At 36.1% G+C, this 23,663-nt stretch carries 14 protein-coding genes and 4 pseudogenes; 9 read left to right on the top strand and 9 right to left on the bottom strand.

The window, feature by feature from the left end:
- Positions 1-463: 463 nt before the first annotated feature.
- The 3 genes and pseudogenes from QHG57_RS08355 to QHG57_RS08345 all read right to left on the bottom strand — a co-directional run.
- A pseudogene (locus QHG57_RS08355) lies at positions 464-679 on the bottom strand (D-alanyl-D-alanine carboxypeptidase); the annotation flags it as partial.
- A gap of 159 nt (positions 680-838) precedes the next feature.
- Positions 839-1,168 carry a protein tyrosine phosphatase family protein gene (locus QHG57_RS08350; protein ID WP_330167912.1) on the bottom strand — a complete coding sequence of 110 codons (330 nt, stop codon included), beginning with the start codon at positions 1,166-1,168 and terminating at the stop codon, positions 839-841.
- 341 nt (positions 1,169-1,509) lie between these two features.
- Positions 1,510-1,622: pseudogene (locus tag QHG57_RS08345) on the bottom strand (integrase); the annotation flags it as partial.
- Between the two features lie 546 nt (positions 1,623-2,168).
- On the opposite strand from QHG57_RS08345, the gene parA reads away from it, so the two are divergent.
- From parA to QHG57_RS08315, 6 genes are all read left to right on the top strand, one after another.
- Complete coding sequence (gene parA, locus QHG57_RS08340; RefSeq protein WP_015856698.1) at positions 2,169-2,798, top strand: ParA family partition ATPase; 630 nt, start codon at positions 2,169-2,171, stop codon at positions 2,796-2,798.
- Entirely contained in the window at positions 2,795-3,025 is a 231-nt protein-coding gene (locus tag QHG57_RS08335) for a plasmid partition protein ParG (RefSeq protein WP_330169087.1), read from the top strand. Before parA ends, QHG57_RS08335 begins: the two co-directional genes overlap by 4 nt.
- A 1,028-nt stretch (positions 3,026-4,053) precedes the next feature.
- On the top strand, positions 4,054-4,341 hold the full coding sequence (locus QHG57_RS08330; protein ID WP_330169086.1) for an EexN family lipoprotein: 288 nt from the start codon (positions 4,054-4,056) through the stop codon (positions 4,339-4,341).
- 187 nt (positions 4,342-4,528) lie between these two features.
- The gene (locus QHG57_RS08325) at positions 4,529-4,741 is read left to right on the top strand and encodes an EexN family lipoprotein (protein WP_330169085.1); all 213 of its coding nucleotides are present in this window, start codon (positions 4,529-4,531) and stop codon (positions 4,739-4,741) included.
- Between the two features lie 44 nt (positions 4,742-4,785).
- The gene (locus tag QHG57_RS08320) at positions 4,786-5,052 is read left to right on the top strand and encodes an EexN family lipoprotein (protein WP_330167908.1); all 267 of its coding nucleotides are present in this window, start codon (positions 4,786-4,788) and stop codon (positions 5,050-5,052) included.
- Between the two features lie 3 nt (positions 5,053-5,055).
- Entirely contained in the window at positions 5,056-5,274 is a 219-nt protein-coding gene (locus QHG57_RS08315) for an EexN family lipoprotein (protein WP_330169084.1), read from the top strand.
- Positions 5,275-5,353: 79 nt separating this feature from the next.
- On the opposite strand, the pseudogene QHG57_RS09795 reads toward QHG57_RS08315, so the two are convergent.
- Positions 5,354-5,721, bottom strand: a pseudogene (locus tag QHG57_RS09795) (tyrosine-type recombinase/integrase); the annotation flags it as partial.
- 467 nt (positions 5,722-6,188) lie between these two features.
- Here QHG57_RS09795 and QHG57_RS08310 point away from each other — a divergent pair.
- Both QHG57_RS08310 and QHG57_RS08305 read left to right on the top strand, forming a co-directional pair.
- Positions 6,189-6,380 (top strand): hypothetical protein, encoded by a 192-nt coding sequence (locus QHG57_RS08310; RefSeq protein ID WP_330167906.1) that lies wholly within the window; start codon positions 6,189-6,191, stop codon positions 6,378-6,380.
- A gap of 2,865 nt (positions 6,381-9,245) precedes the next feature.
- On the top strand, positions 9,246-9,650 hold the full coding sequence (locus tag QHG57_RS08305) for a flagellar protein FlgN (protein ID WP_330167905.1): 405 nt from the start codon (positions 9,246-9,248) through the stop codon (positions 9,648-9,650).
- Positions 9,651-10,998: 1,348 nt separating this feature from the next.
- On the opposite strand, the gene QHG57_RS08300 is transcribed toward QHG57_RS08305, so the two are convergent.
- From QHG57_RS08300 to QHG57_RS08280, 5 genes are all read right to left on the bottom strand, one after another.
- A complete protein-coding gene (locus tag QHG57_RS08300; RefSeq protein WP_330169083.1) occupies positions 10,999-14,118 on the bottom strand; it encodes an autotransporter outer membrane beta-barrel domain-containing protein in 3,120 nt (1,039 codons plus the stop codon).
- 132 nt (positions 14,119-14,250) lie between these two features.
- Entirely contained in the window at positions 14,251-15,975 is a 1,725-nt protein-coding gene (locus tag QHG57_RS08295) for an autotransporter outer membrane beta-barrel domain-containing protein (RefSeq protein ID WP_330169082.1), read from the bottom strand.
- A 166-nt stretch (positions 15,976-16,141) separates the two neighbouring features.
- Positions 16,142-18,550, bottom strand: a complete 2,409-nt coding sequence (locus QHG57_RS08290) for an autotransporter outer membrane beta-barrel domain-containing protein (protein WP_330167900.1) — start codon at positions 18,548-18,550, stop codon at positions 16,142-16,144.
- Positions 18,551-19,171: 621 nt separating this feature from the next.
- Positions 19,172-21,649, bottom strand: a complete 2,478-nt coding sequence (locus QHG57_RS08285; protein ID WP_330169081.1) for an autotransporter outer membrane beta-barrel domain-containing protein — start codon at positions 21,647-21,649, stop codon at positions 19,172-19,174.
- Between the two features lie 427 nt (positions 21,650-22,076).
- On the bottom strand, positions 22,077-22,217 hold the full coding sequence (locus QHG57_RS08280) for a hypothetical protein (RefSeq protein WP_330169080.1): 141 nt from the start codon (positions 22,215-22,217) through the stop codon (positions 22,077-22,079).
- Positions 22,218-23,009: 792 nt separating this feature from the next.
- On the opposite strand from QHG57_RS08280, the pseudogene QHG57_RS09790 reads away from it, so the two are divergent.
- Positions 23,010-23,586: pseudogene (locus QHG57_RS09790) on the top strand (integrase); the annotation flags it as partial.
- Positions 23,587-23,663: the final 77 nt, after the last annotated feature.

Below are 23,663 nucleotides of genomic sequence, written 5' to 3'. Positions count from 1 at the left end.
TTTGAATAGGATAATTACGCCCTACGGGTAAAATAAAATGCTGGAATATACTTGTTTTGCTAATTTACGCGCTTGTTTTAAAGAAATATCTCTCAACGTTTTCCATCCCCATTGTCATGATGCACTCATGAATGGTATCATGCAAGCTTCGTTGAGCGCTATCATCTTTATGCCTAATAAAAGAGCAATCCGGTATCATCTGTTAGATTGACAAGCTTTCAGTGTTGTACAGTCTTGGCTATTTGAGAACGTTTATGAGAGGGATTTTTTCTTAACTCGTTTTACTTCACACGAAATCTCCCTGCTTGTGACATGCAAGAAACACGCTTTTGATTGATTCACTATAAATAGACTTAAAATGAGAGAATCTTACGATATTAGGGTTTCTCACTCAACTTGTAAAATAATTAATTGTTATAAATCAATATTTGCAATTAACCATAGATTGTAGCTTACAGCTTTTTTATAAAATATCTGCATGCCTTTTATACGGAATAAGGGGTTTTCTTAGTGTTTTTTCTGTCGTTTTAGATGTCTGTGGCGTACGAATGAGCTTGTACTGGTAAAGGGAGAGACAAAGAAGGTGAAGCAGTGATAAAAGGTGAGGTGAAAATAATTTTCCTTGATCATCATATGAATTTTCATGCATTTTAATGGCTTCTGGTGTACATGTTTGTTGTACATTTAACAGCAAAGCTTGCTTGTAGAGTTTTATGAAGTGGGAAGCCTGAATGGAAAGCCCAAGACAAAAATTATTGACAAATTATTTTTTACAGATCGATGTGTATTTAAGAGTCTTCATCTTTTAAAGCGAGGAGGAAGCGTATCAAATCTATGTTTAAAGACGTGCTAAACGATAAAGATGCAGCGAGCGTGCTCCGTGATGACAATAGGCAAGAAGAGGGAAAGAGGCGGTTTTTAAAATTGTTTGCATAGCTTCAACAGCTGACTGTTCTATAGTTGGAGGAGAAATGGGAATGTGATAGGCTTTTATGCCATATTCATTTGCGACCGTTTTAATACTAGAAAAGTCAGGTTGATGAAGCTCCTCGTGATCGGGGCGGTTACAGATAATTGTTTTAAAACCAGCTTGTGCCAATGTTTTGATATTTTCTATACTAATTTGGGCGCTGATAAAAATATCAGGTTCAATTTGTTGTAAATTCATTTTTATTTATTCTCAATTGCACGATCTTTACGATATCCTTTGGTCTGGTATATAAAAGAACATAATGAAGGTAAGTTTTTCAACGGCATCTTAACAAAAATATTCTTTTTGTCGAGAAGATCTATTTGCGAAAAATGAGCTGTAAGATGCAAAATATCTCACTCCACAACATGTTCGTCATTCGACCTTATGAAAGACGGTTGTTTTGTCATTATGGATAATCTATTGTGTTTACCAAACATAGATACTCCATTGTGTTGCTTGTTCACATGCTTGCTAGAGGTATTCTTATTTCTCTTAAGCATATTTGCCCTGTCGAGCGTATAAGAGTATAAAATTCATTGATCACTACCCTCTTTACGCTTATGAAGAAGGAAGTCGGCACCATTGTTATATTTGACAGCCCCCAATGTTACTATAGTTCTCGGTTCTTGAGACGGTTCATAAGAAGCATTTTTCCTTTCTTGTACAGTTTTTACCCACACGCCAGCCCCGCTTGTAGCGTACACAGAGACATGATTTTGATTGATTTAATATCAGAGGGCATGAAATGAGAGAATCTTCCTGATTTTGGCTCTCTCATTCAACGTGCAAAACAATGAATGCTTCTTATAGTTTGTTGTATATTCAGAGTGGAGTTTGTTTGTAGAGTTGCATTAAGTGGATTGCATGAAGGGAGAAGCTCAAAAGGTAGGCGCGAGATAAGAAACTGGATCATTTACAGAGCATTGTTTATAGATCGACATGGATTTAAGAATCTTCGTTGTAGGGTGTGGGAAGAAGAGCGTGTCTCTTGTTTAAATTTATTTTGTTATTCTCAAGAACATCATCTTTATAATGTTTTTGCTCATACTAAAAGAATATTGTAAAGACAAAATTGCGGGTTGTCGTTTTTATCCTAAAAAGTAAGAGAAATGGTTATTTTGCACGTATTGGATGCTTGCTTCTTTTGTTACTTTCTGTATAATCGTAAAAACGGTAATGCTTAAAGGCGTAATAAATGATCATTGGACTTTTGAATCAAAAGGGAGGCGTAGGAAAAACTACGTTGAGTGTTAATCTTGCGGCTAGTTTTGCGCGTACCGGTGCACGGGTATTGCTTATTGATGTTGATCCACAGGGGAGTGCATTGGATTGGGCTGCTGCACGTGAAGATGCACCTTTGTTCTCGGTTATTGGTTTACCGCGTGCAACGGTTCACAAAGAGATTACACAGATTGGTCATGGTTATGATCATATTATTATCGATGGTCCTCCGCGTGTGACTGATCTTGCTCGTAGTGCTCTTATGGCTTCGGATTTGGTGCTTATACCTGTTTTGCCTAGTCCCTATGATATTTGGGCAGCGGATGGAATTGTAAAGTTGATTGACGAAGCACGTGTTTATAAAGAAAATCTTAAATCTGCTTTTGTTATTAATCGTAAAATAGTCAATACAGCGATAGGGCGTGATGTGAACGAAGCTCTTGGTATATACCCTGTGCATGTTCTTTCTTCTAGCGTTGCGCAGCGCGTGATTTTTGCAGAAGCAGCAGCACAGGGGAAGGCGGTTTATGAAGTTGATAAGCAAGGACCAGCAACAGCAGAGATTGAAGCTGTTGCAGCGGAAATCAAGGAGTTAGCGCGATGAATAAAAAAATTAAAATCGGCAGGAAACCAACTAATAAATCAATTCCTTTAACAGCAGATGCATGGGTAGAAAGCCCCAAAGGGAACATGAGTGGAGGTATGAAGCGCCTCACGATTGATATACCAGAAAGTTTGCATCGATTGATTAAGGTAAGTTGTGCAAGTCGTGGGACTAAAATAGCCGATGAGGTGCGTAAATTGCTTGCACAAAAATACGGAAAAGTGTGAAAAATGATATACGATAATAGGTTTTTGTTGGTTTGAATGCTTTTTCTAGAGATGAGATCAGTTATTTTTATACGGAGTTAATAATGACAAAAGCGCCCTTCCTTTTTCATGAGGGCTGCTTCATTTAAGTTGTTTTTCATAAGGTTCTATATCATCTCATGAAAGAGCCATGAGTTTGAGAAAAATTCTTTGTTTCAAACGTTTCTCTATAAATGTGATAATCATCATGCTACTTGTGATCTTATATCGCTAGATGAATAGATAAGTTTATTCTTCCATAAAAATTTTCTTGCTAATGATTTTAAACGTCAGGTTATTGTTTTGTTTATTTTACTTAATACATGCGTAAATAATGTAATTAAGGCATTGATTATTTTTTTCTGTTATGCAGCGATTTATTTTATTAAATTATATTCATGTTTATAAAGGGGGATGAAAATAAATAAAATTTACTGATATTGATGCGCTATAAGTTATTCCTAATAAACAAAAGAAGTCATTAAACAATAAAAAGTATTTCTTACATTTATATGATTTTATATTCTTAAATGGTTAATAACAGTCGTAAGGGTATGCAAGGAAATAGGCTTTTTCTGCTTTAATTGGAGTGTATAAGATTGCTTTTTTAGCATTTCTATAGGCATTTAACAAAGTGCAGGGAGACTTAAAGTTTTCTTTCGTTTGCAGGGAGTTTACAATGAATATAGGCATGATGAGTTTTCGATAAGATTTTGTGTGACTTCTCATGATGAAGTAGTTTTTGAAAAAAATGATTAAAAGCTGTTTGAAAAATGCCAAGATATCAAAATTATTGCTGAAGTTTAAATACTTCAAATAAAAAGAGCAGCTGTGCAGATAATGTTACAAATGCAAGTCTGATAAATGAAATCAGTTTTCATGATTTAACATGTTTGCGTTGGAAGTGTGCGTATTTGCAAAGGAAAGTTAGATGCAAGGTCACAATATGGGAGGGGATGTGAACTCAAAGATATTGTTAATAAAAATAAAACAAAGAGAGGGGTTAAATCATGAACAAGGTCATTATAACAGCGCTATTGCTTTGCACGGGGCTTGTTACTGTTGGTTGTGAAAAAAACTACAGTGTTGAGGAATTTAAGAAAGATAAAAAATTGATGCAAGAATGGGGAAAGAAATGCGATAAAATGGGTCCCTCTGCTTTTGCAGACAAGAATTGTCAAAATGTCATGCAAGCCGATATGGAACTTTTTCAAGAGCATTATAGAAATCTTGCAAAGGAACTTCGTAAAAATAGCAAAAAGGGAAATGAAACTGAACAAAAGCAGGACAACAATTAAATCATAAAAATATATTGGTAGCAGTATTTTTCTTTGTACACGATTTATCATCATAGGTTGGGAGAAATCGCGTACAGAAGTGGATTTTAAAATTTTTGAAAATACACAATGAACCGAATGTACAATTTTAATGAGACCCTAAATTGTGTCCTAAACTTTTTAAATTTGAAAAAAGGGGAATTTATTCATGAATAAAGTCATTATCACAGCATTGCTGATTGGTACTGGATTTGTCGTTGCTAGTTGTGAAAAAACTTATAGCGTAGAAGAATTTAAAACAAATGAAAAATTATACGAGGAATGGGCAAAGAAATGTGAGAAAGATGATTCACCGCTCAAATCCTCTCAAAATTGTAAAAATCTTCGACAAGCATACATAGAACTTTTTTTGAGGCCCTAAATTGTGTCCAAATTTTATTAATCTAAAAAAGGGGAATTTTATTAATGAATAAAGTCATGATTACAGCATTGCTGCTTTGTGCTGGACTTGTCGTTGCTGGTTGCGAAAAAACTTATAGCGTAGAAGAATTTAAGAAAGATCCCAAATTACTCAATCAGTGGTTAGAGAAATGTTTTATTGCAGGGAGTTTTGATTCAAAAAATTGTAAAAACGCAGAACAAGCTGAATTAGAAACTCGTAAAAAATGGGGAATTTTCGGCTCTGAAAAGGACGATAAGGAAAAAACTGAAGAGAAAAAGGAAGGGAATTAAATCATGAACAAAGTCATGATCACAGTATTGCTACTTTGTACCGGACTTGGCGTTGCTGGTTGCGAAAAAACCTACAGCGCAGCGGAATTTAAGAAAGATAAAAAATTACTCGAAGAGTGGGTAAAAAAATGTGAAAAGATGGAGCCATCTTCTATAGAGAAATCTAAAAATTGTCAACATGCCAGACAAGCGTATATGGAACTTATATTTGGCATTAATTAAAAACATAAAATTCAATAAATTGATTCTATCAATAAGGAATTGGGTAATTATTGACTCTATTACGTTTTTTAGGCTCTCTCTAACTTTTAGAGAGTTTTTTGATGGCTTCAAGAATTAGCCGTTTACGATCTGTACTCTTTGGGTAAACGGATGCTACACTGTCATTTGTCCAGCCAAAAAGTGCTTTTAATTGTGATAGTATTGCATCCGAATGAGCCGCTACGTGTTACTACTAGGTTTTCAAACTATGCTGGTTGTTTAATGTTTTGGTTGCATGTATTTAAAACATGAGATTAAATCTATCTTTGGGGTATTTTTCTGTGTTTATCACAAATAAATGTTTCATCACACAATGTTTCATCATACTAAGACCGGCTTTAAGCGTTGTGGCTAATTTCGGAAAAGTTGGGAGGAAACATCTGTTTGAAATTTACTTTTCTCTGTTTTAAAAAGAGAAAAGCATTTCGAATGGAGTTATTATCGTTTTATACTTAAACTATTTTTTAAAAATTGCTTTTGATTTGAGAATATTATAACATTCGTTAGGATGTAAGGCGGTTTTGCTAGGATGGTTTTGCTGGATGTGTGAGGAGCAGAGCGCCTTCCTCACCTTTTCATTTTTCCCCTCTCTTTTCTGAGTTTGCATGGTTTTTCCTTGTTATTCTTTATCTTAATTGTGTCGTAATATTATTGTGTTGAGCGGTGGAGCTCATGTAAAACTTTACGTATGAGGTGTTTTTTTGTTCTCGAGTGTGTGATGAATGTTTTTTGAATAACACATTGATTTATAAAAATAATTAATTGTTATTATGTTGAATAAGGATCTCGAATATAGTAAGCTTCTCTTATTCCAAATCTGTTCTAGGTTGAATCAATTAAAACCATCTGCTTGCACGTTACAAGCATGGAGAGCCGTGTGGATAAAAACTGTTGAAGAAAGAAGTAAAAATGCCTTTTATGAACTGTCTCAAGTGCTAAAGGTTGTTGCAACATTTGGGGCTGGAAAAGTGTGTGATGGTGCAGGTTTATTCCCTCGTAAGTGTATGATGATGGTGTTTAATGGATTTATCATAAGCTTCATGACATATTATTCTTTAAAATTGTGATATGCACTGAAGGGGGAAGCAAGGGAAATTTACTCAATAAGGAGACAAATTACTTATAGATTGGATCTGGTAGAAAATTTAGTTCTTTAAGGCGGGAATGAAGTTGAGATTTAAGGTAGCGTGAAAAGACGGAACCTAATGATTAAAAATGCATACAAAAAGTAGAGTTAACACTCAAATAGTTGCAAGCGATGTTTGAAATTGGGGGTATGATTTATCTGTAGAGTTAAAATTTGCTTTGATCTTATGTGAAATTAAGATTCTCATTTACGCAGATTACAAAAAGCCAAGAGAGTATGCTTAATATATTTCTATTACGAGAACTAAAATAACAACGAAAGCATTGATGGTGATAATCAAGGTTGAATAAAGCATAGCGGTTTTTACGAGATCAACCATAAGAACCTCTTTCTGTTCTTTTTGAGGTGATTTTATGAATAACAATATGTTACAGTCTGTAATATATGCTGATACACCATATTCGGCAAGCTTAAAATCGTTCCTTTTTTTATAAAGGCTTGAGGAATTGAAGCACTGTGAATCCTAAAAAAGAAAGCTTTAAAGGGAATATTGATTGATTTTGTAGGTTTTGTGTTGCAGAAAACACTTTTTATCCTGTTATGCTATAAAACACTGTTATTTATAGCGGTAAAAGGCATGTAAACCGTCTTGAAACGTTTAAGTATCTTTTAGTGTGCAATGAATATTCATAGGCTTATTTATTGAGCCTTTCGTTTAAGTGAATCACATGAGTGGGAAGTCAGGAGAAGATCTCTTGACAAAAATTCGGACTGCGTACAGAGCAGATTGAGTTAAGATCTTGGTTCTTTAAGGTACGCGGAGGAAGATAAAAATGTTTTCTGATTGTTTATCTCATAGCAAGATCGGTTAATGCTTCTCTAATGAGGCATGTTTTTGCACAAAAGAAAAGAACGTTCCAAACGAAATATACTTACGTTGTATATTAGTATATTTGTATTGCATATTTATGTACTTGTTAAAAAACATCTCTCAACGCACACAACAGCTATTTTACGATGACACTCGTAAATGGTATAACAGTAAAGCTTTCGTGAAATAATATAAAATTTGAATAATATAAAAATCTATAGAGTGTTACCATCTTTATACTTATGAAGGAGCAAGTCGCTATCACCGTACGCTTGCCTCTAATGTTTACTACAGCCCTTGGTGTTTGAGAATGTCCATAAGAGGCATTTTTCTTTCAGTGTATTTTATCGACACATCAGGTCGTTGTTTGTGATGTGCAAGCAAGTGATTTTAATTTATGCAACATATAATAGACTTGAAATGTGATAATTCTACGATCTTTAAGATTTTCATTGAGCATACAAAATAATGAATTTTATGAATAAATATTTCAGTATGATTATGAAAGAGAAGAGCTACATTTAGAAGGTTATAAATGAGAGAAAGTTCGTAACAAAAATTGTACCTTGATTATAAAATGATTGTTTTTATGTTTTTGTACCAGTAGCGCATGTAAAGCCGCGATATTTAAGAGCAAACTGTGTTATGGAATGGAATAATCTATAGGAAGATGCTGTGGAAATTCTGAAAATATCAATGTGGGGGAGCGTTAAGCATTATGCATTGGATAATATTTTGATAGATAATGATAATCTAGCGTTATTCAACTTGAATTAGAGCCCTGAATACCGCAAAATTTTTTCATTCCAAATCTGTTCTAGGTTGGATCAACCAAAACCATGTCTTTTGCAGTTACAAGTGGGGAGAGCCCATACGGAGAGAAACTTTACAAGAAAGGCATGCTCTTGTGAACCATTTCAAGTGCCAAGGGTATCGCAACATTAGGGGTTAGCAAAATATGTGATGGTGCTGGCTGCTTCTTTTATTAAGCGTAAAGATAGAAAGTGCTCAATGGATTTTATACATGTCAGGGGGATTGATCATTATACCATTCATGGACGTTGGCGCGAAATAGGCTTGGGGGAAACAAGGGATGTTTCTTTAAAAAAGCGCGTGAATATGCGATTAAAGGCATATCGAACTGATTGGCTAAGAAACTCTTGAAAAGCTTCAAAAAATCTTATATAGTTGCTCATTGCAAAGAAAAGCGAATGATAATTAAAAAAGGGAGATTGATGGCTGTTTAGCTATTTTAAGATGTCTTTTTTAATAGTGCTATATGGCTGATCTGTTCAAAAGAGCATTCTTTTTGTGTTTTATGCGAGATATTGCGTGTAGGCAGAAAGGGCAAGGGGGAAAGGTTTGTCTTGGGGAAAGGTTTGTCTTTTTGAATAGGTGCAACTAATCTTATAGGGCGCCATATGGGCTGCCAGAAGGTATGCGGATTTAGGTACAGGGAAAGCCATAAGGTTATGGAGGGTAAAATGCTGCTATCGCTAAAATGCTGAATTTTTAATGGGCTTAAGTCTTTATATGCCGCAAGATATGCTGTGGGCTTTTGTCGGCGGATAGTTTTTATGGCCAAGGTTCTCGCGAGAATACTGTTGTTTGAGAATACTGTTGTTTTCTGTTGAAGATGTGCTGGCGATAAAATAGGCAAAGATAAAATCAGCAAGGCGAAATAGACAGAGCAAGCAAATGTAGAAGTTTCGGTATTGCTGCGTAAGGTTTAAGTCTATTGCGTTTTGATGAATTAGTATAGCAGCAATGATGGTTTTGGAGCAAAGCAAGAAAAATATTTGAGAGAATGCGTTGAAAGTTGAAGTGGTATACGCTTTGAAAGGTTGTCGTGCTGTTGATTTGAGAAATGTTCGCACTACGAGCTTGATTGGGTGTATCAGCATTGAAGAGAACCTAGTTTAATCTCCCTCATTTGAAGGTAAGATTAAACAATATGTTGAAGGGGAAGTAAAAATGTCTGTATTGCAATATGGTGATGATAGTTTTGCATCAAAAGCAAAAGTTCTTGATAATAATCTTATTGATCGTGACTGGGCGATGACAAAATTTGTTGCTGCTGTTAAAGGATTAGCTCAAGTTGTTGATTATGAAAGCAATATGCTAGAGAGCAGTGGTGTTCCAGATTATGAAGAAATAAATTTATGTAAAATACGTGGTTTGCGTGATCTTAATAAATCCATGAACGATGTGAAACGCTACATGAATCAAGATATTGAGCATGAGGTTGAAAGTTTGTTGTCTGATTTACAAGAAAAATTACAGCGTAATAGTGAATTACTTCAAACGCATTTAAATGCAGTTAATGATCTTTCTAGAACTATGCAACTATCTGGACGCGTAAAAGAAACAGAGGGATGATTCAAATCTGATGAATATTGGCTGTTCTAAGTGATGACAATGATTAGGTAGAGCAGTTTATTTGGATAAATATTGCGTTTAGTAAGTGGGCTTGTTTTAAGTGCATTTGGGTATTTAAATTATTATCCTGTTGTACTGTAAAACGTTGTTCTTAAAACAGTGTCTTTTTTAAAACAGTGTCTTTTAAGGTGTAGTGATATGAACCGCATGCTGTGGGAAGCTAGCTGGAAGAGGGTTAAGAGAAGGCTGGTTGTTTACAGAGCATTGTTTGCAGACTGAGTTAATAGGGAGCTTCATTTTTTAGTTTAGGGAGGAGATCAAGAGAATATCTAGCTCGTGATGCCTTAAAAACAGCTTCCTGAGGGCTGTGGTAATGTAAGGTTTTATACGTTGAGTCTTTTGAGAGTTATGGGATGAATATTGTGAGAGTTATGGGATGAATATTGCCTAGAAGCCTCGTAGGGTACTTTCCTTTGAAGTGTGTGGTATGAAGCGGTTAGTTGTAAATCTATATGTTTAAGACGAAAATTAAAGCGGTTTAATATTTTCTTCTGCCGTTTCAGTTTTTGTATGTCAGATTGGAGAAAGCATCCAGATTTGAGTGAATATATTGCGTATATCTTTGTTGGCGTAATATGTGAAATGGGGAGGCGATCTCATTGGGAGGGAATAAAGGGGTAAAAATCAGTTTCCTTCTGTATCACCGTCCTTTAATTTAACTTTATGTCTTTCAAAAGCATTTAAAGCACTATCTGTGAGATAATGAAGATTACGCATTTTTTCACGCTTTTTTATTGTGTTTTTTACTGGGGGAATGCCTTTCATGTACGACAAAAATACTCAAAATAGAATGGATTTGTTATTCCTAATTCACGCGCTTGTAGAAATATTTCTCAATGCTAGAACCCATTATCACCATAGTTGCTTCGTGAATGGGTATAGAGCAGCTTCGTGAATAAAGCCTCTATAAATGCTACAAAAAACACTACAAAAGTTGCCATTTTTATGCATATGAAGGGAGCAAATTGGTATCATCATTTACTTTGCCAGTTTTCAATATTGAGATACCTCTGGCGTTATGGTTCATAAAAGGCGTTTAAATAATTTTTATCTATACCCAACACTTCTGTTTGTGATGTGCAAGCAAATAATTTTGGTTGATTTAAGATGAACAGGTTGGAAATGAGAGAATGCTATAGTATACAGTTTTTTATTCAATATGCAAAAAACATTATAAGTCAAAATCTTCTTTGATGTGATAATAATTTTTGAGAATTTTAAAAATATAAGTTTAAAAAAAGCAGCATTTTATGCTGCCCTTTTATTTAAGTTAAAATTAGCTTCTGCTTTAGAAACGATAACGTATCCCACCAGATACATTGGTGCCTGATACACCGGCTTTTTGCAGTTTTTGCCGATAGCTAATATCAGCGTTTAGTACGATCTTTTGAGAAAGATATGCATTTACCCCCATGCCTCCCTCAACTGAAGAGCCGGTAGGATCAACATGAAAGGTATCAGCAATTTTTATTGTTTTACCATCACCAAAAGCTCTGATAACATTTACCTTACCATAGAAAGAAACAGCCTTACTTTCTTCAGCAGCCATTATGGTTTTTGTTAAACGTCCACCAATACGCACCAACCATTGACGCGGATTACCCATGTCTACTTTTAAGCCATCGGCATCTGAGAAGATATCAAACATGAGATTTTGATAAACGAATTGTGCTTGTGGTTCAAATACCAATCCTTTTGTGTTGGTTGCTAATTTCTGACCAATGGTTGCAGATATATTAAGCATATCAGTACCATCCAGTTTTGCGGCATTTCCAACAAGAGCTGTGGTAATATTTCCTTTTAACTTTCCGTAAGAAAAAAGAGTGTTTACGTACATACCATTGCTACGTTGAATGCTGCTGTAAGCAGCAAGAGACCATTTATCAAGAGTCGTCTTTTCAGAATCTTGCATCTCTTTTGGCGTAAAGGCAAGTTTTCCGTATGTTCCTAAAACACCAAAATGTGCGCTCATGTCTTTGCCTTCTAAGGTGGCTAATATGACTCCTAGTTGTAAAGCAGTATAGTTTACATCAGCACCATAACCATAATGCAGTGGGTCGCGGTTGGAAGATAAGGTGACTTTCTCACCATAGGAAGAGAAAAAGATACCATTCTTTTTATTGTCTTCTGACCCAAATACTGTTGTTCGCATATTGTCTAACAACGTGTTTTGATTGTTTACATCAGAAAATCCAGCAGAAAATAAAGTATTAGATATGGTTAAATAGTTCGCTACCTGTGGTAAAAGGGCTCGAACTTTTTTATCCTTATCAATGTAGGCATTCTGTAAGCGGAAATCCCAAAAATCACTGTTCTTGCCAAAAAGATTTTGGCTCTCATGAGATGTTCCAGGCGTATAGCCTGTGAGCACATACTTATAAGGTTGTTTTCCTATTGTCATATAGTTTCCTGCTAACGTGAAGGAATTTTCGTTTGCTTGTCCGGAAACTTGAATGATTGAAATCCCATGTGTTCCTAAAGGAAGTGATGCCATGTGTTCTCCCCAAACAGCAGAGCCATCGGTTATTTCTTTATCTGTTTCTTGGAGATTGATGTGAACAACAGTACTCCCTGATACGTCACCATTAATCATAATACGATCGGTCTGTTGTTCCGTGATAGGAGAATGTTTATCCCATTGAGTATTTACATAAATCTCTGCAATACCTTTGGCACTGTAAACCGCTGGAGCTGTTTCGTCTCCTTTCGGAAGATTCGGTCCTATAAACAGAGTTTGGTAATGTCCCTCTACTGGCTTGTCAAACATAATGACACTGTCTGTAAGGCGTAATCCAGAAAGGTTAGAGTATGATTTTTCATCAACACTAAACTGTCTATAGTCATCTGAAACATTATCATTATTTACGGCGTTTTTATTCGCCTTTAAAAGCCATTTCGTTCCCTCTTTTAGATCAAAAACAGTTCTATTATCTTTAGAAGTTCTTACCCGACCTTCTAAAGAAGAGTGGTTCGCAACCAGTGTAAGGGTGTTTGTGAAAGCATTTTCGTTTTTTATATTTTTTAATAAAATATCGGCATGAATTTTTGAATTTTTAAGGCTGACTTCACCATTTATGCCTGTTCCATAAAGGTTGATACCCCTCCCATTTTCAACGAAAAGCTTTGTATTCTCTAGAGTTACTTTATCGGCAATATTGGCAACACCTTGTTTTGGAACGGCCTCGGCATTTCTTTCAGCATTGCGTGTATATTGTTTTCTAGGGGCATGATACGGATTATTGCGGAAAATAATACCATCTGCTTCATGATCCCCCGTGACATGTACACTTGAATCTTTAAGTTTGATTGTTCCCTCTATATTTACCAAACCAGCTGTTTCTGCTGTTGCCGTAATACCTGTGGCATCAATTTCTCCTCCATCTGATACACTCAGCGCAACAAAACGCGCATCAACTGTTCCTCCTATCATGTTGACTTTTGAATTATTTCCCTCTGCATGTACAGCAAAACCATAGTCTTGAATTTTTTTGTTATGTAGCGTTATGGTCTTACCGTTTTTAGCCTCAACTCCAGAGCTTATATCCTCAATTTGTATAGACTTTTCAGGTTGTTTTATTAGTGATATTGGTTTTTCAAGCTCTGATTTTTCAAATACTTTTTGTGCAGAGATAGATTGCACGGGCGCTGGTTTTTCAGATTTTGGCGGTACTGGTAATGCTGGTTTTCCAGCTTCTGGTCTTAAAGATATTGGCTGTGTGGGTTCTGGTTCTTTAGATGTTGCTCTTTGCTCTGTTGTTAGTTTTGTAGGTTCCGCTCTTGTAGGTTCAGAGTTTGTAAGTGTTGGTCGTAAATTGGATGAAGGTTGTGTAGGTTCTAATTGTGAGGATACAGCAGAATTTTCGGGCGTTTTTTTTCTGGAAGAGTCTGTAGAAGAAGCGGAAACACCTGAACGTCTTCTAGATTTTGCTGTCATTCTTTCTGTTGGAGCTATTTCTGTCGTTGGGGATTGTGTAAGAGTGTCTTGTATGGCTGTAGGGTTAGATTGTACACTTTCTGTCACTTTAGCCTTTGATGTTTGTGTACTTCCTTGACTAAGATCAGAGTTTTGTTTTGAAGAAGAAGTTATATTTCCAACTAAGTTCCCCTCAAGTTGTGTTTTTGGAGGTAGAGTGCTCGTAGAAGTAGGTGTTGTAGATTCACTCCTTGTAGGAGGAGGATTTACGATCGTTCTTGTAGAGCTAGATGTTGAAGGTGGATAGGAAGATGATACATGTGAATATGGATTAGACGTTCTGGATGTACCTATTTGATTTTCAGCATGAGCGGGTTGTGGAGAAGGGAGAGCTATTGTAGGTCGTGCATTCGTATCATGAAGAGCATAAGACAAGCTAGTGGAAGAACAAAGCAGCACCCCGGAAACTGTGTGTAGTAAAAAACTTTTTTTCATATGGATGTATTCCTAAATATTGCCCCTCTCTCATAAAAGATAAAACTTCGACCTCATTATGTTTATTTTGTAAGAGACAAAACGAAACATAATGAGAGCGCTTTATATTTCAAGATAGGAATACAAGTATTTTTAAAAGTGATAGCGCATTCCAGCGGTAATATTTATTGCAGATATACCAGCTTTTTTGAATTTATGTTGATAGCTGAGATCACTATGAAGCTCGATATTTTGCGATAAGTGCGTCTGAATACCAAAGCCACCTTCGATTAAAGCTTCCATAGCAGCAAGTGGAAAGTTTTTACTAAAAGTTTTGATCATGTTCAGTTTGCCGTAGAAGGAAAGGGCATGGCCTTTGTTTTGCGTTAAACGTCCGCCAATACGGAACAACCATTGATGAGGTTTGCTTCTGTCTATTTTAGAGTTATCTTCATCTGAGAAAGAGCAAAGCATGAGACGTTGATAAACAAGTTGTGCTTGCGGTTCTAGGATTACACCGTCCAAACCGGTTGACAGTTTTTGACCAACAGTTGCAGCGGCTCCTAATGTTTTACTATTATTTACTTTTGAGGTATGTTTGATGAGAGCTGTGGTGTTATTTTCTTTGAAAATTCCATAAGAGAGAAACGCACTTGCATAGATGCCACTGTCATGCTGAATATTTCCATATGCGGTGAGTGACCATTTATCAAGCATATTCCTACGAGAGCTTTCTTTGTTTTTAGGACTAAAAGACAATTTCCCATATGTTCCAAAAAGGCCAAAATTGCTGCTGATATTTTGATCGTTTAGCGCTATTAATGTTGTCCCTGCTTGCAATGCAGCATAGCGAATATCTGCTTGAATGCTGGAAGAAAAGGTGCTCTTATTGCCATAAGTGGATAAGAAAATACCTCTCTCTGGATGATCTTTGGGTTCAAACATTGTTATTTGCATATTGTCTAACGAGATATTTTGATTGTTGACATCAAAAAACCCCACAGAAAACATCGCGATAGGCATAGCTAAAGAGCTTTCTTTTTGTGGCGTAAGCGTTTTGGTGTTTGTTGCCAAATCAAGAGAAGCAGAAGTTGCGGTTTCTTTATTATCTGTAAGTTTAGAGGTGCTTTCGGTATCAGCGGTAGCGGTTCTCCTAACTTTTGTGGGTAATTTTACATGAGCTTTTGCGGATGTGTTAAGAGTCGTTTTTGATGCTGAGGAAGCGGTGTTTGTTTGGAGATCAATATCAGATTGCAAATTTTCATTTATTTTAGGCTGTATAATTCCACGATCTGCTCTTGAGGATGAATTGCCCTTGTGCTGGGCGGCAACATTAGCAGGTGGTAATTTATTACTAGCGAGTCCTTGCCCTATGCTGGAAGTAAGAGGTTGTTTATTCTCTTTAGATAGAGGAGACGATGTTTCTCCTTTTCTCTCCACGTTTGTTATTTCATCGGTGTTCAAAGCATCGAGTACTGCTTTGTGTAAAGTATTGGAAAGTTCTTTGTTTTGTCCTTGTAATGCACTATCAACTTTTGCTGCTTTATGTAATATTTCTGCTTTATTTTGTAACTTATTCCATTCGCGATTGTCTTGCTTTACCCATTGTTGGCGCGCAGCGTCAATACGCCGTTGGTTATCGGCATCAAGTACTTGGTTTAAGTGCGAATTATCTCCCATAATGGCGTCAGAGGCTATCTTCTCAAGATTTTTTTTTGCTTGTGTTGGTGTGTTTATTAAATCAGTAGCATGGCGATATTGTTCAGGTAATTGTATAATTCCTTCAAGGGTATGGTGTGTTTGAGGGCTTAAGCCAGAAGCGGTACTGGTAGACGTGAAATTAAAAGAAAAAAAAACGAAGTAAAAGCGGCTGTACATAATAAAAGATTCTTATGCATAGAGATGTTCCTTAAGGTATTTTTCTTTGTTTTGCTAAAAATGAGCCACTTTTTGACACACTACAATTTCTGTAATGTAGTAAAATACAAGCAGCACTGTTTTCATCTCAGCGTTGCTTATACGTCAAAATAGAGAGCTAAGATTTCTAAAAGCGATAACGCATTCCACCGGAAAAATTAATTCCAGAGACACCAGCTTTTTGAAGTTTATGTTGGTAATTAACGTCAGCATGAAGTGCGATATTTTTAGAAAGCTGCGCGTTAATGCCAAGCCCACCTTCAAGTGAAGATCCCATAGAATCGAGATGGAAAGATTCAATAACATCGATAGTGCGCTTCTCACCAAAAGCTTTGATGACATTCAATTTACCATAAACAGAAAGAACACGATCTTTTTCAATGGGAAGCATTATTTTCGTTAAACGCCCTCCAATACGGCCCAACCATTGATGAGGGGTATTTATATTAACCTGGAAGCCATCGATATCTGAAAGAGTGCCAAATACAATATGTTGATAAATAAGTTGTGCTTGTGGTTCAAAGGACACCCCTTCAACACCAGTTGCTAGTTTTTTTCCAACGGTAGCTGATATATTTAATGTATTCGTATTATTTAACTCTGTAGCGTTGCCGATAAGAGCTGTTGTAATATGTCCGTTTAAAATGCCATAAGAGAAAAGTGCATTAATATAGAAACCATTGTCATGGTGGAGGTTCCCATATGCCGTAAAGGAACATTTATCCAGTGTGCTTTTGTCAGAACCTTCCATATCCTTTGGTGTAAAAGTGAGCTTTCCATATGTGCCTAAAAGACCAAGATTCGCGGTCATATTTTGATTTTCTAACGTTGCTAATGTCATGCCTGCTTGTATAGCAGCATAATGAACATCCGCACCATAACTATATTCCAATGGACTACGGCTGGAAGATAATGTCACCTTGTTGCCATAAGTTGATAAGAAGACCCCTTTCTTTTTATGACCTTCTAATCCCAAAACTGTTGAATGCATATTATCTAACAGTGTATTTTGATTGTTTACATCAGCCAAGCCAGAGGAGAATATTGCATTATGCATAACCAAATAGCTTGCCATTTGAGGAACAAGAGCTTTGATCTTTCCTTCATCATCGAGAGTCGCACTTTGCAAGCGGAAATCCCAGAAATTCTCATTTTCTTCCAAGGAATTTTGTCCGTTGTTTTCTTCTTCAAGGGATGATGCATTGGTATTTTGCGTATCTTTCTGTTTTGATCCTTGTGATATTCCGCTTAAATGACTTTGTGCCCTATCGGCTTTCCCACGGCTGGATGTTGGCCCATAGCCATTGAGTATGTATTTATAAGGTAAGCCCTCCATTGTGGTGTAGCCATGGGCAAGTTTGAAGGAATTTTCATTTGCTTGTCCAGAAACTTGAATGAGTGAGAGCCCACGCATATTCAAAGGAATTGAATCTTCATTATCCAATGATTCTGGATGCTTTGAAAGATTGTTGAAATAGATCATTGTGGTGCCTGAGACATCACCATGAACGAGAACACGGTCAGTTTTCTGTTGTTCTTTTGTAAGACCATTACTCCATTCGGTATTAAAGTAAATCCTTGCGTTGCCCAATGCATTGTAAGCCATTGTTGCATCGGAGCTTCCGTTTTGCTCTGCTTTTTGTGGATGTCTTCCTACATGCAAGGTCTGATAATGATTGTTTGCTAGTTTATGCGGCGCATTAAATATGATAGAGCTATTATTAAGGGTCAGGACTGAAACAATTGATTGTGCTCGTTGCTTAAGATCAAGGAGCGTGTAATCAAATAGACTAAAACTATTTTCCAATTCAAATAGACTAATTTTTAAATGCCACTTGCTGTTATTGTTTAGGGTGAAAACCGTTGTATTTTGAGGAAGCGTTTTTGCTCTTCCTTCTATAATCGAATTATCAGCGTCTAATGTAAAAGTAGTAGGTGGAATCTCGACGAAGGGTGAGACTCCATTTTTTAATAACATATCAGAACGAATTTCTGAGTTTGTAAGGTACACTGCATTAGTTTTGGAATAATGCGGTCCGAAAATACCTACACCGTCGTTTACAAGAAGTTTTGTATTATTAAGAATTGCTTTGTTTACAACTTCTTCTCCTTCTTTTATTGCAGAGCTTGGAATATAACCAAAATTGATACCATAGGCTTTGCTGTGACCTATGATGTTTAATGTTGAATCTTCAATATGGATTATGCCGTTTGTGAGTGACAAACCACGCTCTTCTGCCTTTCCCACAATTCCTTTGGCATTAATTTGACCACCTAACGTTGCAGAAAGCAAAGTAAAGCCTGAGTGCATTATTGAGTTTGTAATGGTAATATGACCTTTCTTAGCAACCACGGCATCATACTTACTACGAACAAAAACATTATGAAGGTTCTTCTCTTCTCCATCATCTACTTGGACCGTAGGAATCTCAAGAGGTTGTCTATTTGCATAAGTTGGAGCAAAATGAGAAAAAATGAAAGTTCCAGCAATTGTACATAACAAAAAATTCTTCTTATAAATATATTTCTTACACATAGATATGCCTTTAGTATTTTGTATGCTTTGATGCTTACTTCATTCCCCTGATGGCGCAAGTACCCAATCAGCTTCTATATCATTATGTTTTTATTGTAAACAACAAAACGAATATTATTGTTTTGTTATTTATTGTTTAAAAATTGGTCTTAGAAGAGCTTTTAAAATAGAAAGCGCAATGCAGCGAAGATGGATTTCATAAAACCTAGTTTGATAAGTATTTTTGTTTTAAAGTGCTAAAAATCAAAATATTTTGCAAGGATATTTATTGCTTAAGGCTGTTGTTATGAAAACTCTACAAAGTTTTTGGAGAAGATTTGTTGCGCGCTGTCAAAAAACTTTCAGTTGGTTTTCTTGCATATAGAATTATTCACTATGAATTTTTTTGAATCCATTCGATTTTTATAAATCAAAAAGGCAGCTCTTTTGAGACTTCAACAGTCATTGAGAGATAAAGAATTTTATTGCATTTGGTTTGAATGAAATTAATCCTTTCAAGAAAGCTGTATAGAAAGAACCGTTATTGATGGCTCTTTCCGAAAGATTGTAATAAAAAAGCAGTACATCCGTACTGCTTTTTTATTACAAATGAATAGACTATGAGTTGTTTTTTGCTTTTTCTTAAAACTGATAGCGTATTCCGCCTGAAAAGCTTGCTCCAGATATACCAGCTTTTTGAAGCTTATGTTGATAGTTAACATCAGCGTGAAGGGCGATATTTTGTGATAATTGTGCATTTACACCAAGTCCACCTTCAAGGGCCGCGCCCATAGAATCAAGGTGGAACGATTCACCGATCTGTATGGTTCCATTATTAGAAAAAGCTTTAACAATATTCAATTTACCATAGAAAGAAAGAATACCGCCTTTTTCAATAGAAGGCATCGTTTGCGTTAAGCGCCCACCAACACGCACTAAGTATTGATAAAGATTTCCCATATCTACATCAAAGCCATCGACATCTGAGAGTGTGCCAAGCATGAGATGCTGATAAACAACTTGTGCTTGTGGTTCAAAGACCAATCCTTTTTTACTGGTTTCGAACTTTTGTCCAATGGTCGCCGATGCACTGAATGCATCAGCGTTTTTCAATTCTGCAGTCTTTCCTATGAGAGCTGTGGTGATATCTCCCTTGAGCATTCCATAGGAAAAGAGAGCATGGATATATGTACCATTATTATGACGCAGTCCACTATATGCAGCAATTGACCATTTATTGAGTGTACTCTGGTCAGCACCTTCCATATCTTTTGGGGTGAAAGCTAATTTCCCATATGTCCCGAAAAGACCCAAATTGGTGGTCATGTTTTGATCTTCTAGAGCTGCTAATGTAATGCCTGCTTGTAAAGCAGCATAGTGAATATCGGCACCATAGCCATATTGTAATGGCGTACGGTGAGAGGATAATGTCATCTTATTGCCATAAGTCGAGAAGAAGAGCCCTTTGTTTTTATGATCTTTTGTCTTAAAGCCTGTTTCTTGTATTGCGTTCAGTAAAATATTTTGATTGTTTATATCAGCTAGCCCAGCTGAAAACAGTGCATTAGGCATGGACAAATAGCTTGCCACTTGGGGAACGAGAGCTCTGATCTTTCCTTCATCATCGAGCGTTGCACTTTGCAAGCGGAAATCCCAGAAATTCTTATTTTCTCTCAAACGGTTTTGTGTGCTCCCTATTTGCTCAGAATTTGGTGTTGATTCATCTTTTATATTATTCTCAATCTCTAAAACCATTCCGCCTAATAAAACGGGGGTCATGTCGGTTTTTGAGCCCTTTTCTTGTGATTGTTGAGTTACTTCTCCTAAATGGCTTTGAGTGCTCTCTGCTTTTCCAAGACGTGATGTCGGTCCATAGGCATTTAAGACATATTTATAAGGCAAACCACCCATTGTGACATAGCCATTTGCTAGTTTGAAGGCATTTTCATCTGTTTTTCCAGATACTTGAATGAGTGACAGTCCACGCATATTCGCGGGAATAGAAGCTTCTTCTTTTGATGGCTCACCTTTTGAAAGGCTATTGAAACTAATTGTTGTGATGCCTGATACATCCCCATGGACAAGAAGGCGGTCCGTTTTTTGTTGTTCTCTTTCTAAACCATCACTCCATTCTGTATTGAAATAAATCCTTGCATTACCTACAGCAGTATAAACGGTTTCTGTAGCGGAGTCCCTGTTTTCGTGTTGATTAGGGAGCTCAATTGTTCTTCCTACACTCAAGGTTTGATATTGACTCTTTGCTAGCGTATGTGGCGCATTAAACACAATAGAGCTATTATTAAAATTCAGTACTGAAACAGTAGATAGCGCTCGTTGCTTAATGTCATGGAGTGCATAATTAAATGAACTAAAATCACGATTTATGTCGTATTGACTTACATTTAAATACCATTTGCTATTGTTGTTTAAATTAAAAACAGTCGTATTTACTGCTAAGGTTCTTGCTCTTCCTTCCATAATCGAATTATCGGCGGTTAATACGAACGTCACAGGATGAGGATCTGAATCTGTTTTCTTTTTTACGTTATTTTGTAATAATACATCAGAACGAATTTCTGAATTTCTAAGTTGAACCTCGGCAACAGACTTTGAAGATGATGGTCCTAAGATACCAACACCATTTCTCACAAGAAGTTTTGTATTATTAAGAATTGCCTTATTGATAACTTCTTCACCATCTTTCAGAAAAAAATCTAAAATGCTATGAAAAATAATACCGGATTCCCTTTTGCTTTCTATAAATGAATCTTCAATGTTAATGATACCATTTGAAATTGATAGACCAGTATACAAGGCATTAACGTTCATTCCTTTAGCATTAATACGTCCACCTTGTGATACAGCAAAAGCAAACGAAGCTGAATGTATTGTTGAGTTCGTAATTGTGGCAATTGCTTTTTCAGAGGCGTGCACTGCGCTCAATCCATTGCGGATAAAAACGTTATTAAGAGTTTTTTCTTCTCCTTTCACCAGCTTAAACTCACTAATAATTTCAGGAGGTTGTCTATTTGCATAAGTTGGAGCAAAATGAGAAAAAATGAAAGTTCCAGCAATTGTACATAACAAAAAATTCTTCTTATAAATATATTTCTTACACATAGATATGCCTTTAGTATTTGGTATGCTTTGATGCTTACTTCATTCCCCTGATGGTGCAAGTACCCGACCAGCTTCTATATCATTATGTTTTTATTGTAAACAACAAAACGAATTATATTTGTAGTGTTCTCTATGATTTGAAGTTTTTCTTAAGAAAAGCTTTTTGCATGATCATAAAAAGTCGGAAAAAATGGATTTCATAAAACTTAGCTTGGTCAAGTTTATGCTAAAAATACTATAAAGTATGATATTTAAAATTATCTATTAAGAACAATCGTTATAAAAGCTTTATAGCGTTGAGGTGTATTATTTTATGCACTCACCAAGACGATTAGCAAATTTTTTCTATTATAAGAAGAAGAGATGAGGGAGCTATTCACAGACTTTCTTTAAAGAGACTTTTCCTTAAGGATATCAAAGGCCTTTCCTAAGTCCGCACAGCCCATTTCGCGGCGGTGGTCATGAATGCTATAACGCTAAAGCCATAGAGTTCCATCATTTTTACGCTTACGAAGGAGCAAGCCGATACCTTTACGCTTAATATAAAGAGCAAGTTCCATCTACACATTTTGCTAGCTCCCAATGTTGTGGACTGTCCTTGGCACTTGAGGCAGTTCATGAGAGGCATTTTAAAGCCTTTCTTATATAATTTTGACCTATACCTCAGCTTTGCTTGTGACGTGCAAGAAATTTTTTATTGATTCAACATGAAACAAGTTTGAAATAAGAAAATCCTACGATATTCGGGACTCTCATTCAACATGCAAAAAAATAATTATCTTTATAAATCAATATATTGTTTGGAGTAAGAGGGATAAGCATTGTCAAAATGGTTTGCCTAAAAAACGGTACATGAAAATATAAATGAATCCTTATAGGTGGTGTTAAACTAATGGATTGAAGAAACGGGGGGTAAACATAGCAAAAGTATGAAGAGAGAGCTTCTTTTATCATTATCTTTTCCAATGTTGTTTTCTTTATAGTGTCTAAAATACACTTTGCTTAGCTTTATAGACAAATTCGATAATGAATGTGCCGCGCAATCCATGTCAAGAGGAGGAAAAGCGTATTTAAGTGGAAAAGAAAATACTTCAGGAAAAAATGAATTTCATGTGCGAAAAGACAGCATACTTGGTGACATATTCTAGATCAAAATACCTTATATTTTTCTTGATAAAAATTATTCAACATATTTATTTATAATGATAATTTATCATTCTTTACATTGAAGGAGAGTCCCAAATACCGTAAGATTCTCTCATTTAAAACTTGTTTATCTTGAATCAAGTAAAATCATTCTCTTGCACACCACAAGCAGGGCTGGCGCGTGGATAAAAACTGTATAAGAAAGGACCTAAAAATGCCTCTTATGAACCGTCTTAATGCAAGGTCTGTTACCACATTGGGGGCTGGCAAATAATAATGATGGTGCTGTCCTTCATAAGCGTAAAGATGGGGTACTCAATGCCTTTACTGTCACAGCATTCATAGGCGCCTTTACGAAATGGATTTGGGTGCTTTAAGAAACGCCTCTTAAAAAAGCTCGTTGAATGTGCAACCCAATGGCGTTCTGTTTTTACATGATGGTCGTGACCCCATTAAAGAATGAGAGAAACAAAAACGTGAGGTAATGCGTAATCTCCATTACTTAAAAGACATTGCCTTAGATGCTTTTGAAAGTCGTAATCTGAATTAAGAAATAACGGTAAAGATGAAAACTGGTTTTCATCTTTAACTTTTTCTCCCTAAATTAGGCTGTCTGCTTGTTTCATAGATTACATAAACAGAAATATACAATATCCTCGCTCTCATCTGTTATACAAAAGCTTGGGGCTGCTATACAGCACTGATACGTTTCAAGCTTTGTTTCAAACATGTTGCGGCGTTGGGCGTGGATATTGATTTTACAGGCAGTAGAAAAAGCAAGGGCTCTCTTAAGAAGGGGGGAGGTGTAGTATCATTAGGATTTATATACAAAAAAGACAGTATAGTGTACGCCTTTTTGTTAATTGAA

Origin of the sequence: Bartonella grahamii subsp. shimonis, assembly GCF_036327415.1 — a bacterium.
In the GTDB taxonomy this organism is placed as follows: Bacteria; Pseudomonadota; Alphaproteobacteria; order Rhizobiales; family Rhizobiaceae; genus Bartonella; species Bartonella shimonis.
The sequence above is the reverse complement of the archived record's forward strand: the minus strand, read 5'-3'. Positions and strand labels throughout refer to the sequence as shown.

Coding starts and splice junctions, on each gene's coding strand:
- QHG57_RS08335 (WP_330169087.1), top strand. CDS start 2,795: ATGAATAAAAAAATTAAAATCGGCAGGAAACCAACTAATAAATCAATT.
- QHG57_RS08295 (WP_330169082.1), bottom strand. CDS start 15,975: ATGTACAGCCGCTTTTACTTCGTTTTTTTTTCTTTTAATTTCACGTCT.
- QHG57_RS08325 (WP_330169085.1), top strand. CDS start 4,529: ATGAATAAAGTCATTATCACAGCATTGCTGATTGGTACTGGATTTGTC.
- QHG57_RS08305 (WP_330167905.1), top strand. CDS start 9,246: ATGTCTGTATTGCAATATGGTGATGATAGTTTTGCATCAAAAGCAAAA.
- QHG57_RS08300 (WP_330169083.1), bottom strand. CDS start 14,118: ATGAAAAAAAGTTTTTTACTACACACAGTTTCCGGGGTGCTGCTTTGT.
- QHG57_RS08280 (WP_330169080.1), bottom strand. CDS start 22,217: ATGTGTAGATGGAACTTGCTCTTTATATTAAGCGTAAAGGTATCGGCT.
- QHG57_RS08320 (WP_330167908.1), top strand. CDS start 4,786: ATGAATAAAGTCATGATTACAGCATTGCTGCTTTGTGCTGGACTTGTC.
- QHG57_RS08315 (WP_330169084.1), top strand. CDS start 5,056: ATGAACAAAGTCATGATCACAGTATTGCTACTTTGTACCGGACTTGGC.
- parA (WP_015856698.1), top strand. CDS start 2,169: ATGATCATTGGACTTTTGAATCAAAAGGGAGGCGTAGGAAAAACTACG.
- QHG57_RS08330 (WP_330169086.1), top strand. CDS start 4,054: ATGAACAAGGTCATTATAACAGCGCTATTGCTTTGCACGGGGCTTGTT.
- QHG57_RS08290 (WP_330167900.1), bottom strand. CDS start 18,550: ATGTGTAAGAAATATATTTATAAGAAGAATTTTTTGTTATGTACAATT.
- QHG57_RS08350 (WP_330167912.1), bottom strand. CDS start 1,168: ATGAATTTACAACAAATTGAACCTGATATTTTTATCAGCGCCCAAATT.
- QHG57_RS08285 (WP_330169081.1), bottom strand. CDS start 21,649: ATGTGTAAGAAATATATTTATAAGAAGAATTTTTTGTTATGTACAATT.